We start from the raw sequence: 16,748 nt of genomic DNA, 5'->3' as shown, positions 1-16,748 counted from the left end.
TTGTCCTGTTTGTCCTGTTTGTCCTGTTTGTCTTGTTTGTCCTGTTTGTCCTGTTTGTCCTGTTTGTCTTGTTTGTCCTGTTTGTCCTGTTTGTCCTGTTTGTCTTGTTTGTCTTGTTTGTCTTGTTTGTCGTGCTTGTCCTGCTTATTTTCTATTTCCTGCTGTTCTAGTTCAAATTTGTCAGAGTCTAATTCAGAGCGCTCGTCTTTTTTATAGCTTGTTATTCTATAAATCTTTATTTTGCTTTGTTTTCTATGTTTTGGCATAGGAATCCCCTTTCGAATTGTGTTATTTTATTTTATTCTATGTAATTTAGTAGAGTTTGCTTGGACAATAGATAGAAGAGTGTGTTCAAGAGAGGTTTATTTTTTTACTGGATTTTCAAGCTGAAAAAATTTTTTAGTGTTTTTTTATTTTAAATACAACTAGACAACTAAACACTAATCTATTTTCATACAGTTATGTGTTAAAAGTGTGTTGTTTTATAACACACTGTGTGTTTTTTTGGGGGACACACTAATTGAAAGCGTTAACACACAAAGAAAATGCTCGAAAAAGCGCTGATTTTAGTGATTTTAAAAAGTTGGCACGCTAATTGCATTGATAAATAGCGTAAAGAAAAATAAATAACATAAACTTTTTATACTACACAAGGGGGATTTTCAAATGAATATTTTATTATGTTGCTCAGCAGGGATGTCTACAAGTTTACTAGTTACAAAAATGGAAGCGGCTGCAAAAGCTCGCGGTTTAGAAGGAAAGATTTGGGCTGTATCTGGGGATGCAGTAAAAAACAATATCGATCAAGCAGATGTACTATTATTAGGACCACAAGTTCGTTACATGCTCTCTTCAATGAAAACGCTTGCTGATGAGAAAAACGTTGGAATTGATGTTATTAATCCAATGCACTACGGCATGATGAATGGAGAAGCAGTTTTAGATCACGCACTAACACTTAAAAAATAATTAGGGGGGAAGCGAAATGCAAAAATTTATTGCATTTATGGAAAAATATTTAGTTCCAGTCGCAGGAAGAATCGGATCGCAGCGTCATTTAGTTGCAATCCGTGATGGTTTTATCGCAGTTATGCCTCTTATTTTAGTTGGATCGTTTGCAGTACTTATAAATAATCTACCAGTTGATGCATTCCAAAAACTTATGAAGGGTGCATTTGGGGATGTTTGGAAAGATATCGGCGGTGGTATGTGGACAGGGTCCTTTGCAATATTAGCTCTCATAGCCGCAGTTGGAATAAGTTATAATTTAGCGAAATCTTACGGTGTAGACGCGTTGTCAGCAGCAATTATTACATTCGGTGCATTAATTATTATATCTCCGACAACGCCAAAAGAAGGCGGTATTGATTTAGCTTGGACAGGATCACAAGGTTTATTCGTTTCTATCATTGTAGCTCTTCTTGTAACCGAGGTATTCAGGTTCTTTGTTCAAAGAGATATTACAATTAAGATGCCAGATGGTGTTCCACCAGCAGTAATGAAATCCTTCGCAGCATTAGTTCCAGCATTCGTTATTTTAATCGCAACAGCAAGTATTCAATTAGCTGTGAAATTAGCGGGAACAAGTATTCATAAAATCGTATTTGAAACAATTCAATTACCATTACAAGGTTTAGCAGGTACGTTACCAAGTGCAATTATTATCGCATTACTTATTCACGTATTATGGTTCTTCGGATTACATGGTCCTAATATTATCGGTGGTATTATCGACCCAATCTATTTACCAGCACTAGAAAAGAACATTAAATTATTTAACGATGGTATGTCTGCATATGATGTACCGCACATTTTCACAAAGCCATTCTTTGATGTATACGTATACATCGGTGGATCAGGTGCAACATTAGCATTCTTAGTAGCGGTAATGCTTGTTGCAAAAAGTGCGCAACTTCGTGGTGTAGGTCGCGTATCTATCGGTCCTGGTTTCTTCAATATTAACGAACCAGTTATTTTCGGTACACCAATTGTATTAAACCCAGCGTTAATCATTCCATTCGTACTTACACCAGTTGTATTAGTAATTACTTCTTATACAGCAATTTCTTTAGGATGGGTACCAAAAACAGTTGCTTTAGTTCCATGGACAATGCCACCAATCTTTAGTGGTTATCTTGTAGCGGGCGGAAGTATTGCTGGTGCTGTACTACAGCTTGTAAACTTTGCAATCGCGGTAGTTATTTACTATCCATTCGTATTAATGTGTGACCGTACGTATGTACAGGCTGCGAAAGCTGAAACAAAAGGAAACGACAATTCAGTATCACTTTAAAAAGTGTTGTTCTGACGAGTTTGTATAGCTCGTCAGAACAATTACCTTTATATCATGTTCAAAAAGATGAAAAACATCTATAAGAACACCAAACTATCATTCATAAAATAATAATTTAATAGACATGTTCAAACTGAAGGGGTATTTAAATCGGTTGAACCATAATAGAGAGGGCGGTAATTATGATGACTACAGCAGAACAAATTCCATTCCAATTGATTTTAAATAGTGGTAATGCAAGAAGCTTTGCAATGGAGGCACTTCAATTTGCCAAACAGGGGAAAATGGCAGAAGCAGATGAAGCGATGGTAAAGGCGAAAGAAGCGATTAATGAAGCGCATCATTTCCAAACAGAGCTCATACAATCAGAAGCAAGAGGAGAAAAAACAGAGATTAGTGTTCTTTTAATCCATGCACAAGATCATTTAATGAATGCGATTACAGTAAAAGAATTAGCAGCAGAGTTTATCGATCTTTATAAAAAGCTTGAAGCGAAAGGGGAATAAAGCATGACTGGAATTAAAATTGCTACAATCGGCGGTGGATCTAGTTATACACCAGAGTTAATTGAAGGATTTATTAAACGTTATGATGAGCTTCCTGTTCGTGAAATTTGGTTAGTAGATATTGAGGCAGGAAAAGAAAAGTTAGAAATCGTTGGTAACTTAGCGAAACGTATGGTGAAAAAATCAGGTTTACCAATCGAAGTGCATTTAACACTTGATCGCCGCGAGGCATTAAAAGGTGCTGACTTCGTAACAACACAGCTTCGCGTCGGTTTATTAGAAGCACGTGCAAAAGATGAAGCAATTCCGTTAAAATATGATGTAATCGGTCAGGAAACGAATGGTCCTGGTGGTTTATTTAAAGCGCTGAGAACGATTCCTGTTATTTTAGATATTTGTAAAGATATGGAGGAACTTTGTCCAAATGCATGGTTAATTAACTTTGCTAACCCAGCTGGTATGGTAACAGAAGCTGTCCTTCGCTATACAAATATTCAAAGAGTAGTTGGTCTATGTAACGTTCCAATCGGAATTCGCATGGGTCTTGCGAGATTACTTGAAGTAGATGCAAGTCGTGTACATGTTGATTTCGCAGGTTTAAACCATATGGTATACGGATTAGATGTATATTTAGATGGCGTAAGTGTAATGGATCGAGTGTTAGAGCTTGTAACAGATCCAGAAAAGCAAATTACGATGGAAAATATCGCTGCTCTTAATTGGGAGCCAGACTTTATTCGCGGTCTTCGCGCAATTCCATGTCCATATCATCGTTATTACTACAAAACACGTGAAATGTTAGAAGAAGAGAAAGAAGCTTCAATTGAAAAAGGTACACGTGCAGAAGTAGTAAAACAATTAGAAGATGATTTATTCGAGTTATATAAAGACCCGAATTTAGATATTAAGCCACCACAATTAGAAAAACGTGGCGGAGCTTATTACAGTGATGCAGCATGTAGCTTAATTACGTCTATTTACAATAATAAAGGTGATATCCAGCCTGTTAATACAAGAAACAACGGAACAATTGCAAGTTTACCACATGATTCTGCTGTTGAAGTGAACTGTATTATTACGAAAGAAGGCCCAAAACCAATTGCGGTCGGAGATCTTCCAGTACCAGTTCGCGGTTTAGTACAGCAAATTAAATCATTTGAGCGCACAACAATTGAAGCTGCTGTTACAGGGGATTATCATAAGGCGCTGCTTGCTATGACAATTAATCCACTTGTACCGTCAGATAAAGTTGCAAAACAAATTTTAGATGAAATGTTGGAAGCACATAAAAAATATCTTCCACAGTTCTTTAAAAAGGTAGAGAAGTAAAAAGCGGCGCTATTTAGCCCGCTTTTTTTATTCTAATAGGAGGTATTATGATGATTAAGTTGATTGTAAATGCAGATGATTTCGGTCTTACAGAAGGTACAAATTACGGTATTATTGATGGACATATAAATGGACTTGTAAACTCAACGACAATGATGATGAATATGCCAGGAACAGAGCATGCCGTACGCTTAGCGAAAGATTATAAAACGTTAGGAGTAGGTGTGCATCTCGTATTAACGGCAGGAGAACCACTTTTAAAGGATGTACCATCCCTTGTAGGGAAAGATGGGGCGTTCCATAAACAACGTGTTGTAAGGGAAGGGAATATAAATCCTGAAGAAGTTGAGAGAGAATGGACTGCTCAAATTGAGAAATTTTTATCTTACGGATTAACACCAACTCATTTAGATAGTCATCATCATGTGCATGGATTAAAGGTTTTACACGATGTTCTTGAGATGTTAGCAAGTAAATATAACGTTCCGATTCGTCGTTGTGAGGAAGATAGAGCAGTGCGCCCATTTTCTGATGTGTTTTATAGCGATTTTTACGCGGATGGTGTGACGGAAGATTACTTTTCCAAGTTAAAAGGAAGAGTGAAGGATGAACAAACGATAGAAATTATGGTACATCCAGCGTATATTGATCCAGAGCTTGTGAAACGTTCTTCTTACGTAATGGATCGTGTGAAAGAATTGCGTATTTTAACGGAGAGTGAGTTACCTGAAGGAATAGAGCTTGTGAAGTTTTAATAGGAAAACGACGGCTAAGTGGCCGTCGTTTTTTATATTTATAAAATAGATATAACATATCCACCAAAAGCCCCGAGTATAACGATAATCCAAGGCGGTGTTTTCCAAAAAGTTAGTAAGCCAAAAAGAAGAGATGCAAAGACAAAATCTGAAGCATTCATAATTGTACTCGTCCAAATTGGATCGTAAAAAGCGGCAATTAAAATACCGACAACTGAGGCGTTAACACCGAGTAATGCGCCTTGTATAGCGGGTACCTTTCTTACACTGTCCCAAAATGGTAAAACACCAATAACGAGCAAAAAGGCAGGAAGGAAGATAGCGATTGTTGCGATTACTGCTCCAGTGGTTCCGTTTAGCACTGCCCCTATATAAGAAGCAAATGTAAAGAGAGGTCCTGGCACCGCTTGTGTTAATCCGTATCCAGCTAAAAATTGTTCTTTTGTCATCAGCCCGTTTTGTACAAACTCACTCTCAAGAAGAGGGAGTACGACGTGCCCTCCGCCAAATACGAGAGAACCAGAACGGTAAAAGCTATCAAATAATGCGATATGAGGAGAGAGCGGTCGTAGTATTGGTAGCAATAGTAATAGTCCGAAAAATAAAATGAGACAAGAACTAGCCATCGTTTTTGAAATAGAAATTTGTATTTTATAGACTTGGGCGTTTTGAGGAGTTTTATATAAAAGCCAGCCGATCAGCCCTGAAAGTAAAATGAGAATGATTTGTGTCCAGCTACTTGGCCATAACAAGGCAATCGCGGCAGTTACAATGGCGATTGTTGCACGGTTTCGGTCTGGAGTTAGCTTTTGAGCCATTCCCCATATTGCATGAGCGACAATTGCGACTGCTACAAGTTTGAGTCCATGAATCCATCCTGTACTTCCAATTTCGAATTGATTAAGGAATGAAGCAAAAAAGACTAAAACGAGAACAGAGGGGAGGGTGAAACCAATCCAAGAGATAATTGCTCCTAATAGCCCGCCCCTTAATAATCCAACGCCCATACCGACTTGACTACTAGCGGGACCAGGAAGGAATTGACACAGTGCTACTAAGTCTCCGTAACTTTTTTCATCCATCCATTTTCTTTTTTGCACGTATTCATGATGAAAATAACCAAGATGAGCGACGGGACCGCCGAATGAAGTAAGTCCTAATTTAAATGAGACGAGAAAAATCTCGACTAATAATCGAAAAGAGTAGTTGTTATTTTTCAAAGTAACCTCCTAGAAAGTTTTTTCTATGTGCATTATACAAGAGGTGGTAAAGCAAAAGAAATGATTCTTATGTAAAGATTTTGTGAATCTTTTCTTCGTAATTAAAAGTTGAAAAAGTCATAAATGATTATGTGTAAACCATAAAGTAGTAAAAGAAGTGCTGGGAAATTGATATAAGGAGAATGCCCTATGACAACACACTTTTTTGCTAGGTTAACAGGGAAGAGGGAATTGCCTCCTGTAAATACAGAAGCTTTTGGGGTAGCAGAGTTTATTTTTAGTGATGATTTAACGAAGTTGCATTACAGGGTAATATTAAAAAATATAGAAAAGGTCACGTCGTGTCAAATTCATTTAGGGAAGTCCAGTCAAATTGGTCCCGTTGTTTTCTATTTATACGGTCCGCTAGAGCAAGGGATTAGTTTGAATGAGGGAAGCATTACTGGTGCCGTAAATGTGGAGGAATTCGAAGGGCCTTTACAAGGAAAATCCCTTGTTCATTTTCTCCAAGAAATTATTCAAGCTAATGTATATGTAAATGTTCATACGAAATCACATAAAAAAGGAGAAATAAGAGGGCGGATTAGAAAGGTAAAGAAGTAAATGAAAAGGCTGTTCCAAAAAATTGGAACAGCCTTTTCGAATTAGATAGGATGATGTGTATTGACGATACATTCATATATTTTGAAAATCGTCGATATAAATTTATCCTGCATTAACTGCCCGTAAAAGCCTTCACTTTATTCGAAGGAGTGTCGCTAAAGGTTACTTGTTTAACTTTTAACAGGCTGATTTTTAATAAAGAAGTCCATGATATAAAATACTTCATCATCTGGTATTTGTATTTCAAATGTATTTTCAATTGGTTGTAATGCTTTTTTCACTTTCATATACATCCAGTACTCATCTTGTCTTCTTTTTTCTTTATCAGGATGAGGAAGAAGTTTTTCTCCTTTTTGAAGACGATCAACCATACAGCTCATATGCAAAATAACACCCATTAAGCTATCAGGAGTTAGCTGCAAGGAAATTAATTCTTGAATTGTATTTAGTGCGTAACGAATTGTTTTAATTAGTAATGCCCCGTCGTTACGCTGCATTTGTTGTTCAAGAATATCGGCCATTTTCGCATATGTTTCTTCATACGTAATTAATTCTTGAATTGGCTGAATCGCTGTGTAGTTCACAATATCTTGGAAATGATATGTTAAACATGGAACTTGCACATCGAAATTTGTAACGATACAAATGATATTACGCTCTTTTTTTATGTTCTCAATCATTTTCGTTAAATCTTTTTCATGGACGATACTAATTGGAATAATTTCAATTAAGTCTTTATCAAATCGTAAATAGTTCTCTAACATTTTTTGAATAGCTAAGGCACTTCCTTCACCAGTTAAACAAGCTGTTAAAATAACAGACTTCATTGGTGATAGTGGCTTTTTCTTTTCTTCTTGTACGTTTAAATAGAACGGCGTTAAGTTCTTTACTGTTTCATATAGTGCATCTAATGAATAGCCGAGCTGAGCTTTTCGAGCTGCTTCTAGTGCGTGTGGAGTACTTGTCATGGAAAGGACACGTACAGGAATTTTGAATTCAGTTTCTAATATATCACCGATATAGGCAAGAGACCCCATATCAACAAGTAAGAGAAGCCCGTTTACATTTTGAAGTGTTTTCATATACACTTTAACCCGTTCTAAAAAATCTTTCGGTGATTCATGTAGCGGCATATCAATACCGGTCACTTCATCAATACCGAGGAGTTCATTTGCAACGTTTGCCATTTCTGTTGCGATGCCATTACCGTGCGCTAATATTAATACTTTTACTTCTGTTTGGGAAGCAGGAATTGGATCAACAACGAAGAACATTGTTAAGAAGCCAGCTTCATCCATGGGCATGGTTATTTGTAATTCTTCTTCCAGTAGTTGAATGCATTGCATAGCTACGGAAAAAGCTTCTTTATATTTCGTACGAATTTGATTCAATTGTGGGTGATGAATTTGCTTCCCGCTTTGTAAACGTTGTAGAGTTGTCTGTACATGTAAACTTAATGCGAGAAAGACTTTTTCATCAAACGTCTTAGATAAATGTTTTTCAGCGAGCTCCGCAATTTTTTCACATACGGAAACGATGTTACGATCAACAATTTTAAAAACATTTTCATGACTTGTCTTTTTGGACATTTGGTTAAAATATTGTACGAAAAAGCTTTGAATATCATTTTCTATTAGTAATTCTAATTCTTCCTCTTCAATACCGCGTGCTTGAAGTTCTTCATATTTATAATCAATATAGTCGTAAATAGAAGACCGTTTTTCATCTTCTGCTTTATGTTTACTCCAACCTTCATCTCCCGTAAATACAAATGTTTCATTTGGTATTTGGTATAGATGACGGCTCTTTCTTTCAATAAATAGCCCTTCTTTCATATACCAAGGTAAATCTGTACTTGAAACATAGACAGAATCACGTTTCTTTGTTACAAAATCAGAATAAGCTTTCGCACAGGCGATTTGTACATCTGTTTTTAATTGACCGATGTTATTGGGACAATTGTAAAAGACGAAAGCACGCATTGCGTTCGGGCTAACATGAATTTCTTTCCTTAGCCGAATTGCTTCATTTGTGAAAAATAGTTGTAGTAAAGCAAAGCGTTCTTTATGTGTACGCTCACGAAGTGGTGGAAGCGTGACAGTCATCGGTATACGTCTTGTAAATGTTTTTAATAAAAATGAATTTGGTTCTTCTGTTGTTGCAGTAATGATTAATACTTGTGCTTTACGCTCGTTTTCTGTTTCTCCTAGGCGGCGATATACTCCGCGGTCAATAAAAGTGAAGAGCATTTCCTGTCCTTCTGGAGGAAGGCGGTGTACTTCATCTAAGAAAAGAATTCCTTCATGTGCTTTTTCAATTAACCCTTTTTGATCATTCGCACCTGTGTAAGCTCCTTTTTTGATCCCAAATAACTGTCCAAGTAGTAGCTGTGGATTGTTTGCATAATCAGCACAGTTAAAGACGATAAATGGTGCCTTTTTTGGAAGCTGCTCAACTTCAATTGCATATTCGTGCATTAAAGAAGCAAACATAGATTTTCCGACTCCTGTTTCTCCTAGCAGTAAAGTATGCATACCGTTTGGAGGATAGAGAATAGAAGCTTTCGCCTTTTCAATTGCGATTTTAAGGCTCGTATTTTCAATTGCAAATGTATCTAGTGAAGTCACGTCTTTTGAATGCGTTTCCAACGAAGTGTTCGTTTCTATATAAAAACGAACAGGGCGCGTATTTGTTTTTAATAAACGTTTATCTTTTACAAGTTTGTTTAAATCGCTACTTACATTGGCACGATCTAGTTGCAACAGGGTAGCGAGTTCTAATGCGGTTATACCTTCTGTATAATTTCCTTCTTGTATTGCGTTAAAAATGAGATCTATTCGTTTCATTTCTATTCACCTCGAAACTTCATCACTATTTAAAATTTTACACAAAAATGAGAAGGGTGGGAAGAGAAAAATAAAACAGCTTTAGCATATAGGCACTAAAGCTGTTACAATCTTGTGTCTTTCCAAAAATTAACTTCGAGATGGGAAGAGGGATTATAAGGAAGAAGTTTGTATCCTTGTGACTGTAAATAATCGATTACTTTTGGCAGTATTTGTACAGTGACACTTGAATCATGCATTAAAATAACTTCGACTTGTTCATCACTTTGATTACGTACTCTTTCTAGTATGGCAGAAGGATTGTCATAGCTTTTCCAATCATATGTATCAATTGTCCAATCCCACATTTTATATCGAGCTGATACAAGAGCATCACGATAATTCTTTTTTAAGTAAGGCATGCTACCGTATGGAACGCGGACGAGGTGTGTATTTAATTTTGTAACTTGCTGGACAATGTTTTGAGTTTGTTCCATTTCTATAATTAAAGTGGAAGGATCGCCAGTATAAAGGCGTTTTACATCGTGTGACATACTATGAAGTCCAATATAATGTCCGTCTTTAATTAATCGCTGCATCGTCTTTTGGTAATGCGGTACTTTTCCGCCAATAACAAAGAAGGTTGCTTTTCCATTCTTTTCTTTTAAAATGTTTAAAATTTGCATCGTATATTTGTTTGGTCCGTCATCAAATGTTAAATACGCAATCTTTTGTGTAGGAGAGGTCGTTTCAGCATTTGGATGATGTTCAGCAGGAATAATTGTAGTTGCTTCAGGATTAGATGACGTGTATATAGTAATTGTGAAAAATAAAATGATACATTGAAATACTCGCTTGATCATAACATTCACCCTCAGTTTGACAATCAAGATGTAAAAAATAAAATTTGATACTTTTTTATTATGTATATCTTTCTCCAATAAAGGGACTCTCAAACAATCTATATTTTGGAAATGTCAAATAAGGAGTAAAAAAATAAAAAATAGCATCCTCTTCAAAGAAAGAGGATGCTATTTGAATATTTCATAATTGTAAAGGCTATACTACAATTAGTCTTCGCGTTTTTTCATTTTTTTATAGAAGGAAATAATTGGTTTGTAACGTTCGTGTACAAGGCCGATTATTTCAGCAATGATTTCTGTGAAGAAGATTAAAATGAAAAGAAGAATAATGGATAACCATAATGTTGCACTAGTGAAAATAATGGCATTTACACTAAAGAAGATACCGAATGCGTATATAATTAGTACCGTTTTACGATGAGAGAATCCCATTGCAAGCAAACGGTGATGTAAATGCGATTTATCTGGCGCTGAAATAGGTTTTTTATTTACGATACGGCGGATAATTGCGAATGCCGTATCAAATACAGGTACACCTAAAATGATAACTGGAACGATGAAGCTGAATAACGTTACACTTTTGTATAATCCAAGTAACGATATGACAGAAATACAGTATCCTAAAAATAGTGCTCCTGTATCTCCCATGAAAATTTTTGCTGGATGGAAGTTATAGAATAAAAATCCAAGTGTACTTGCAAGTGCAATTAGTGCTAGAGGTAAAATGATAGCTGTTCCAGTACCCCATGGGCTAGTGAAGGCCATATATGCCAGCGTTGCAAGTACGATAGATGAAATTCCAGCGGACAATCCATCTAATCCGTCAATTAAGTTGATTGCATTTGTAATACCTACAATCCAAAACACTGTAATTGGATAAGCAAGCCATCCAAGTTCAGTATCCCCGAGGATTGGAATATATAATACTTGCACTAATAATCCACTTTTTACAATCATAGCTGCAACTAATAGTTGTCCACCGAATTTTACCTTCGCAGATAGTTCGTACATATCATCTAAAATCCCGATGATTACAATGATAATCGCACCTAATGTTATCGATAACATTCTTTGTTCATATAACCCGCCAACAACAAATCCTACAGCTACACCGATAAATATTGCTAATCCGCCAAGACGAGGCATAATCTTTTGGTGTACTTTACGCGCATTTGGCTTATCTGTTGCTCCTATTTTAAAAGCTAATTTAATAACTAAAGGAGTAACGACGAGTACAGTGATGAAAGATGCCAAAATGGCATAAATCACTTGTGAGTCCATTAATACCCCACCTTTTTATAGTCTAACATAATTTTTTAGTTTATTTATCTGAAAATTATGATGTTTATTTGCAGGCTCATAACATATGGTATCACAAAAAGATTAGAATTCAATCTTTTTTTCTTTTTGTAGTAAGTGGAAGTGAATAGAAGATATGACAATTGTATATGGAATGTTAGCTCATTTAAGAAGGTTGCGTTTGTTGGTATTTATAATAGACCATTTTCGCGCCTCTCCTATAGTGAGTATTTTTATTTCAGTATTATAAGTGTTACACGTAGAAATGAGTAAGTCTCGTGTTAAAATATGGTAATTTATATTCTCTTATGTAATTTTACAAAAACTTAAAAAAGTATGGAAAAGGTAATTCATATAATAGAGAAGTAAAATGTTTTCTCATTTTTAATATGAGAGGAGGAAGCACAGGGGAATTCTATGTATTCGTATATTTTCTATTGTATATTCCTGTGCGAAGGGGAAATGAAAATTACGATAATTGGTACTGGATATGTTGGATTAATTACAGGAGTAGGTTTGGCAAAACTGGGACATTCGGTCACATGTTTTGATATAGATTATGAAAAAATTGAACGGATAAAACAAGGGGATTTACCTATTTATGAATGTGGCTTACATGAATTAATACATGATGCGTATAAGTGTGCAAAGTTAACTTTTACAACAAGTAAATTAAAAGCTTTTAACAATGCTGAATTTATATTTATTGCGGTTGGAACACCATCATTAGCAAATGGGAGAGCTGATTTAACGTATATTAAGCGTGCGTGTGAGGATATTGGGACGTACGTGAATAACGATATTATTGTTGTTACGAAAAGTACGGTTCCTGTAGGTACAAATGAAGCGATGCAGGGATGGATTGAGGCGAAGTTAAAAGGGAGGCACAAATTACATGTCGTATCGAATCCAGAGTTTTTACGAGAAGGTTCCGGTATTTATGATTTCTTCCATGGTGATCGTATTGTAATTGGAGCGGATGATGAGAAAGTTGCACTTAAAGTAGAGGATTTGTACAGTGCATTATGCTTGCAAACGTATATTACAGATATTAAGAGTGCAGAGATGATTAAATACGCGTCTAATGCATTCTTGGCTACAAAAATTAGCTTTATTAATGAAATTTCAAATATATGTGAGAAGGTAGGAGCAAATGTATTAGATGTAGCAAAAGGAATGGGGATGGATAAGAGAATTGGTACCCATTTTTTACAGGCGGGCATTGGATATGGGGGATCGTGTTTTCCGAAAGATACGAAAGCACTTGTACAAATGGCGGGAAATGTTTCTCATGATTTTCGTTTATTAAAAGCGGTCATTGAAGTGAATAATAAGCAGCAGTTGTTATTAGTTGAAAAAGCGAAAAAAGTAATAAATATGAATAAGAAACGGGTTGCAGTTCTTGGAGCAGCATTTAAACCGAATACAGACGATATTAGAGAAGCACCATCTCTTATTATCATACAAGAATTGATTAATATAGGTGCGGATGTAGTTGTATACGATCCGAAAGCAATTCAGCATGTACAACAAACATTTGGAAAGACGATACAATATGCTGAATGTATAGATGAATCGATTAGAGGCGCGAGTGCAGTTTTTATCGTAACGGAATGGGAATCTATTCGAACATATCCATTAGAAAAGTATGTACAACTTATGGGGGAGGCTATTCTATTTGATGGGAGAAATTGTTATACTAATGAGGATGCTAGAAAGCAAGGGATAGATTACTACTCAGTGGGACGAAAGAATGTTTGTAATAATCATGTTGCTACTATTCGATAAAAAGAGCAAGTTCCTTGTTTATTCTTATACGTCATAATAGAAACTGTAACTAGTGAGAGAAAAGAGGCAATAAAATGACTGAACGTTTAAAAGTAATGACAATTTTCGGGACACGTCCAGAAGCAATTAAAATGGCACCTCTTGTATTAGAGTTGCAAAAGCATCCAGAAAAAATCGAATCAATTGTGACTGTAACAGCACAACATCGTCAAATGTTAGATCAAGTATTAAGCATCTTTGGAATTACGCCAGATTTCGATTTGAATATTATGAAAGATCGTCAAACTTTAATTGATATTACAACGCGCGGTTTAGAAGGTTTAGACAAAGTAATGAAAGAAGCAAAGCCTGATATCGTCCTTGTACATGGTGATACAACAACAACATTTATTGCTAGCTTAGCTGCTTTTTATAATCAAATTCCAGTGGGTCATGTTGAAGCTGGACTTCGTACATGGGATAAGTATTCTCCATATCCAGAAGAGATGAATCGTCAATTAACAGGTGTAATGGCAGACCTTCATTTCTCACCGACAGCGAAATCAGCAACGAACTTACAGAGAGAAAATAAAGATGAGTCACGCATTTTCATAACAGGAAATACAGCGATTGACGCACTGAAAACGACTGTAAAAGAAACATACAGTCATCCGGTACTAGAGAAGCTTGGAAATGATCGCCTTGTACTGATGACAGCGCATCGCCGTGAAAACTTAGGTGAACCAATGCGTAATATGTTCCGTGCAATTAAGCGCCTTGTTGATAAACATGAAGATGTGCAAGTCGTGTACCCTGTTCACATGAACCCTGTTGTTCGTGAAACAGCAAATGATATTTTAGGAGAACATAGCCATATTCATTTAATCGAGCCACTAGATGTAATTGATTTCCATAATGTTGCAGCTCGTTCATACTTAATGTTAACTGATTCTGGCGGTGTTCAAGAAGAAGCACCATCACTTGGCGTGCCAGTTCTTGTTCTACGTGATACAACAGAGCGCCCAGAAGGTATTGAAGCAGGTACGTTAAAATTAGCAGGAACAGATGAGGAGACAATCTTTAATCTTGCTGATGAGTTACTATCTGATAAAGAAGCTCATGATAAGATGGCGCAAGCATCTAACCCTTACGGTGATGGTCGTGCATCAGAGCGTATTGTTGAATCAATTTTACAACACTTTAATAAGTAAATAAAAAAGAGCCAAATCGTATAAGATTTGGCTCTTTTTGTTATTCCTGATTTCTCATAATCCACTCTGCATGAGCATTTGTGGAAGGGGGCGGCTCAGTTGGTGTTTTGCTCGGGTTTGTTTCTTTCTTTGCTTTTTCGTTAGAGTTAGAATTTGAGTCAGGATTTGAGTCAGGATTTGATGAATCGGTTTTTGTATTTGGATTTGTTGGGGTTTTTGCTTTTTCCCCTAGTTCTTTTTCTATTTCATTACGTACCGTCTCTACACCGATTGGATCTGGAAGGAAGTAATAAATACCGCCTATTTTTTTGTCTTCCCCTTCAAGTTTTAACGTTTGTATTGTAGAAGGATCAAAACCAGAAAGTTTATTGTAAAGAGCAAGTCCGTCTGAAATAGGAATGTCGGTTTTTATATACTTTCCAACGACAGCCGTTAAATCTTTAATTTTAAATACAGTAGAGGCAGAATTCAGTTTTTGAGCAACAGCGGCTAGCAATTGTCTTTGTCTAGCGGCTCGGCCGTAATCACCGTTTGGATCCTGCTTTCGCATACGGACGTAAGCGAGTGCCTCTTCACCGTTTAAGTTTTGTTGCCCTTGCTTAAATTGGATTTTTTTGTAGTAATCCACGTCAGAGCGCTCCCAAAAATCGAAAGGGACATCAACGGTAACACCGCCAACAGCATTAACGATACCTTTAAAGCCTTGGAAATCAATTTTAATATAATGGTCTACAGGAACTTTTAGAAAACCTTCGACAGTTTTGATTGCCATTTGTTCTCCACCATAAGCATGCGCAGCGTTAATCTTATCTTCTTTGTCCTTTCCGACAATTGGAACGCGACTATCCCGAGGAATACTCATAAGTGAAATCCTTTGAGTTTTCGGATTGACTGTCGCAAACATTAATGAGTCTGTACGTCCATTTTGACCATCTGTTGCATAATCTTCTATACCCATAATGAGGATTGTAAAAGGTTGCTTTGTAATTTCTACATCTTTAGTTCTTAAATCCGATTTTTCACGACTAAATCCACTATACATCCCCATAAGAGAAGTGTAGGAATTTAATATATAGACTCCTACACTGCCAAATAAAAATGCGAAAATAAAGAAGTAGAAAAGTTTTCTTCTTCGCTTCTTTTTTATTCTGCGATTTTGGAGATGATGATAACGTTCTTCCATATATAATCTCCTTAGTTCATTGTAGAGAAGTTCTTCACTACATTAATCTTTAAAGGTGATAATTTCATTATTCTTAGATAAGATCTTGCTCTAAGTACAACATATCTCCTTCTGTAATTGTACATTTCCCATTTGTTAATTCAATCATCCAATCTGTGAATGCTTGTTTTCCATCTTCTTCTACAAACGTATCGAATGTGACATTTTCTAAATAATGTATATCTTTAATGACATATTTTGAATTGCGTAATTCATTTTCTAGCTTGCCAAGTAAAGTGTAATCAATCTCGGTTTGTATAACCCGCACTAGTTTTCGTTCGACAATGCCGACGTGATTAATACCTTCGCTTGTACATTTTCCGTATGCGCGAATTAATCCACCTGCACCGAGTTTAATGCCACCGAAATAGCGTGTAACGACAACAACAGTATCTTTTAAACCGCGTTTTTTTAATACCTCTAACATAGGTACACCAGCTGTGCCGCTCGGTTCACCGTCATCGTTCGCTTTTTGAATTTGATCTTGTTCGCCAATTAAATACGCTGAACAGTTATGTGTTGCATTCCAATGCTGTTTTTTTATTTTTTGTATAAACGCTTGCGCTTCTTCTTCAGTTGTAGCTCTATTTACATAACAAATAAATCTTGATTTTTGAATGACAATTTCGTGTTCGCCATAGTCTTTTATTGTTAAATATTGTAATAACAATGGTATACGCCCCTATCTGTCAAAATGACTAGTACTTTACATTTTAAAAGCGGGCGTTTTTATATTCAAACATTTTTTATAAATAAGCTGAAATTTTTGATGAGTATTTTATCTTTTTGTTGTAATTTGTCGAGATGCTCAGTATAATTCTCAACCGGTATTTTTATGTATGGATGCACCTTTTT

The 16,748-nt window shown here is 36.1% G+C and carries 14 protein-coding genes and 1 pseudogene; 8 read left to right on the top strand and 7 right to left on the bottom strand.

The features are described from left to right. A pseudogene (locus G9F74_RS09600) lies at positions 1-266 on the bottom strand (polyamine aminopropyltransferase); the annotation flags it as partial. A gap of 400 nt (positions 267-666) precedes the next feature. Here G9F74_RS09600 and G9F74_RS09595 point away from each other — a divergent pair. From G9F74_RS09595 to chbG, 5 genes are all read left to right on the top strand, one after another. After that, positions 667-969, top strand: coding sequence for a PTS sugar transporter subunit IIB (locus tag G9F74_RS09595; RefSeq protein ID WP_001023563.1), 303 nt, complete (start codon positions 667-669; stop codon positions 967-969). A gap of 16 nt (positions 970-985) precedes the next feature. Next, the gene (gene celB / locus G9F74_RS09590; protein ID WP_001168852.1) at positions 986-2,293 is read left to right on the top strand and encodes a PTS cellobiose transporter subunit IIC; all 1,308 of its coding nucleotides are present in this window, start codon (positions 986-988) and stop codon (positions 2,291-2,293) included. Positions 2,294-2,475: 182 nt separating this feature from the next. After that, positions 2,476-2,799: a PTS lactose/cellobiose transporter subunit IIA gene (locus G9F74_RS09585; protein ID WP_000989050.1), complete on the top strand. Its 324-nt coding sequence runs from the start codon at positions 2,476-2,478 to the stop codon at positions 2,797-2,799. A gap of 3 nt (positions 2,800-2,802) precedes the next feature. Continuing rightward, the gene (gene celF / locus G9F74_RS09580) at positions 2,803-4,128 is read left to right on the top strand and encodes a 6-phospho-beta-glucosidase (protein WP_016107251.1); all 1,326 of its coding nucleotides are present in this window, start codon (positions 2,803-2,805) and stop codon (positions 4,126-4,128) included. A 50-nt stretch (positions 4,129-4,178) separates the two neighbouring features. Further along, positions 4,179-4,883: a chitin disaccharide deacetylase gene (chbG, locus tag G9F74_RS09575; RefSeq protein ID WP_000593458.1), complete on the top strand. Its 705-nt coding sequence runs from the start codon at positions 4,179-4,181 to the stop codon at positions 4,881-4,883. Positions 4,884-4,921: 38 nt separating this feature from the next. Here chbG and G9F74_RS09570 read toward each other — a convergent pair whose 3' ends face one another. Beyond that, the gene (locus G9F74_RS09570; protein WP_016107250.1) at positions 4,922-6,103 is read right to left on the bottom strand and encodes a chromate transporter; all 1,182 of its coding nucleotides are present in this window, start codon (positions 6,101-6,103) and stop codon (positions 4,922-4,924) included. Between the two features lie 189 nt (positions 6,104-6,292). On the opposite strand from G9F74_RS09570, the gene exsM reads away from it, so the two are divergent. Beyond that, positions 6,293-6,706: an exosporium regulatory protein ExsM gene (gene exsM, locus G9F74_RS09565; RefSeq protein WP_000207041.1), complete on the top strand. Its 414-nt coding sequence runs from the start codon at positions 6,293-6,295 to the stop codon at positions 6,704-6,706. A gap of 170 nt (positions 6,707-6,876) precedes the next feature. Here the strand turns inward: exsM and G9F74_RS09560 are convergent, their stop codons facing one another. The 3 genes from G9F74_RS09560 to G9F74_RS09550 all read right to left on the bottom strand — a co-directional run bounded on the left by G9F74_RS09560 (position 6,877) and on the right by G9F74_RS09550 (position 11,675). Further along, positions 6,877-9,552, bottom strand: a complete 2,676-nt coding sequence (locus G9F74_RS09560; RefSeq protein ID WP_016107249.1) for a sigma-54-dependent transcriptional regulator — start codon at positions 9,550-9,552, stop codon at positions 6,877-6,879. Positions 9,553-9,656: 104 nt separating this feature from the next. Further along, entirely contained in the window at positions 9,657-10,394 is a 738-nt protein-coding gene (locus G9F74_RS09555) for a polysaccharide deacetylase family protein (protein WP_016107248.1), read from the bottom strand. A 207-nt stretch (positions 10,395-10,601) separates the two neighbouring features. Beyond that, entirely contained in the window at positions 10,602-11,675 is a 1,074-nt protein-coding gene (locus G9F74_RS09550) for a glycosyltransferase family 4 protein (RefSeq protein WP_000378305.1), read from the bottom strand. 435 nt (positions 11,676-12,110) lie between these two features. Between G9F74_RS09550 and G9F74_RS09545 the strand changes: the two genes are divergently transcribed. Both G9F74_RS09545 and wecB read left to right on the top strand, forming a co-directional pair. Continuing rightward, positions 12,111-13,481, top strand: coding sequence for a UDP-glucose dehydrogenase family protein (locus G9F74_RS09545; protein WP_016107247.1), 1,371 nt, complete (start codon positions 12,111-12,113; stop codon positions 13,479-13,481). A 74-nt stretch (positions 13,482-13,555) separates the two neighbouring features. Beyond that, positions 13,556-14,671, top strand: coding sequence for a non-hydrolyzing UDP-N-acetylglucosamine 2-epimerase (wecB, locus tag G9F74_RS09540; RefSeq protein ID WP_016107246.1), 1,116 nt, complete (start codon positions 13,556-13,558; stop codon positions 14,669-14,671). A 40-nt stretch (positions 14,672-14,711) separates the two neighbouring features. Here the strand turns inward: wecB and G9F74_RS09535 are convergent, their stop codons facing one another. Further along, entirely contained in the window at positions 14,712-15,854 is a 1,143-nt protein-coding gene (locus G9F74_RS09535; RefSeq protein ID WP_016107245.1) for an LCP family protein, read from the bottom strand. A gap of 73 nt (positions 15,855-15,927) precedes the next feature. Beyond that, on the bottom strand, positions 15,928-16,563 hold the full coding sequence (locus G9F74_RS09530) for a YigZ family protein (RefSeq protein ID WP_000926675.1): 636 nt from the start codon (positions 16,561-16,563) through the stop codon (positions 15,928-15,930). Positions 16,564-16,748 lie beyond the last annotated feature (185 nt).

Source organism: Bacillus sp. EKM202B (genome assembly GCF_011066025.1).
Classification (GTDB): Bacteria; Bacillota; Bacilli; order Bacillales; family Bacillaceae_G; genus Bacillus_A; species Bacillus_A toyonensis.
This window is presented reverse-complemented; position numbering and strand designations above follow the sequence as displayed.

Bases quoted from the DNA above. Each gene is read 5' to 3' on its own strand.
- G9F74_RS09595 (WP_001023563.1), top strand. From the start codon at position 667: ATGAATATTTTATTATGTTGCTCAGCAGGGATGTCTACAAGTTTACTA.
- celB (WP_001168852.1), top strand. From the start codon at position 986: ATGCAAAAATTTATTGCATTTATGGAAAAATATTTAGTTCCAGTCGCA.
- G9F74_RS09585 (WP_000989050.1), top strand. From the start codon at position 2,476: ATGATGACTACAGCAGAACAAATTCCATTCCAATTGATTTTAAATAGT.
- celF (WP_016107251.1), top strand. From the start codon at position 2,803: ATGACTGGAATTAAAATTGCTACAATCGGCGGTGGATCTAGTTATACA.
- chbG (WP_000593458.1), top strand. From the start codon at position 4,179: ATGATTAAGTTGATTGTAAATGCAGATGATTTCGGTCTTACAGAAGGT.
- exsM (WP_000207041.1), top strand. From the start codon at position 6,293: ATGACAACACACTTTTTTGCTAGGTTAACAGGGAAGAGGGAATTGCCT.
- G9F74_RS09560 (WP_016107249.1), bottom strand. From the start codon at position 9,552: ATGAAACGAATAGATCTCATTTTTAACGCAATACAAGAAGGAAATTAT.
- G9F74_RS09555 (WP_016107248.1), bottom strand. From the start codon at position 10,394: ATGATCAAGCGAGTATTTCAATGTATCATTTTATTTTTCACAATTACT.
- G9F74_RS09550 (WP_000378305.1), bottom strand. From the start codon at position 11,675: ATGGACTCACAAGTGATTTATGCCATTTTGGCATCTTTCATCACTGTA.
- G9F74_RS09545 (WP_016107247.1), top strand. From the start codon at position 12,111: ATGTATTCGTATATTTTCTATTGTATATTCCTGTGCGAAGGGGAAATG.
- wecB (WP_016107246.1), top strand. From the start codon at position 13,556: ATGACTGAACGTTTAAAAGTAATGACAATTTTCGGGACACGTCCAGAA.
- G9F74_RS09535 (WP_016107245.1), bottom strand. From the start codon at position 15,854: ATGGAAGAACGTTATCATCATCTCCAAAATCGCAGAATAAAAAAGAAG.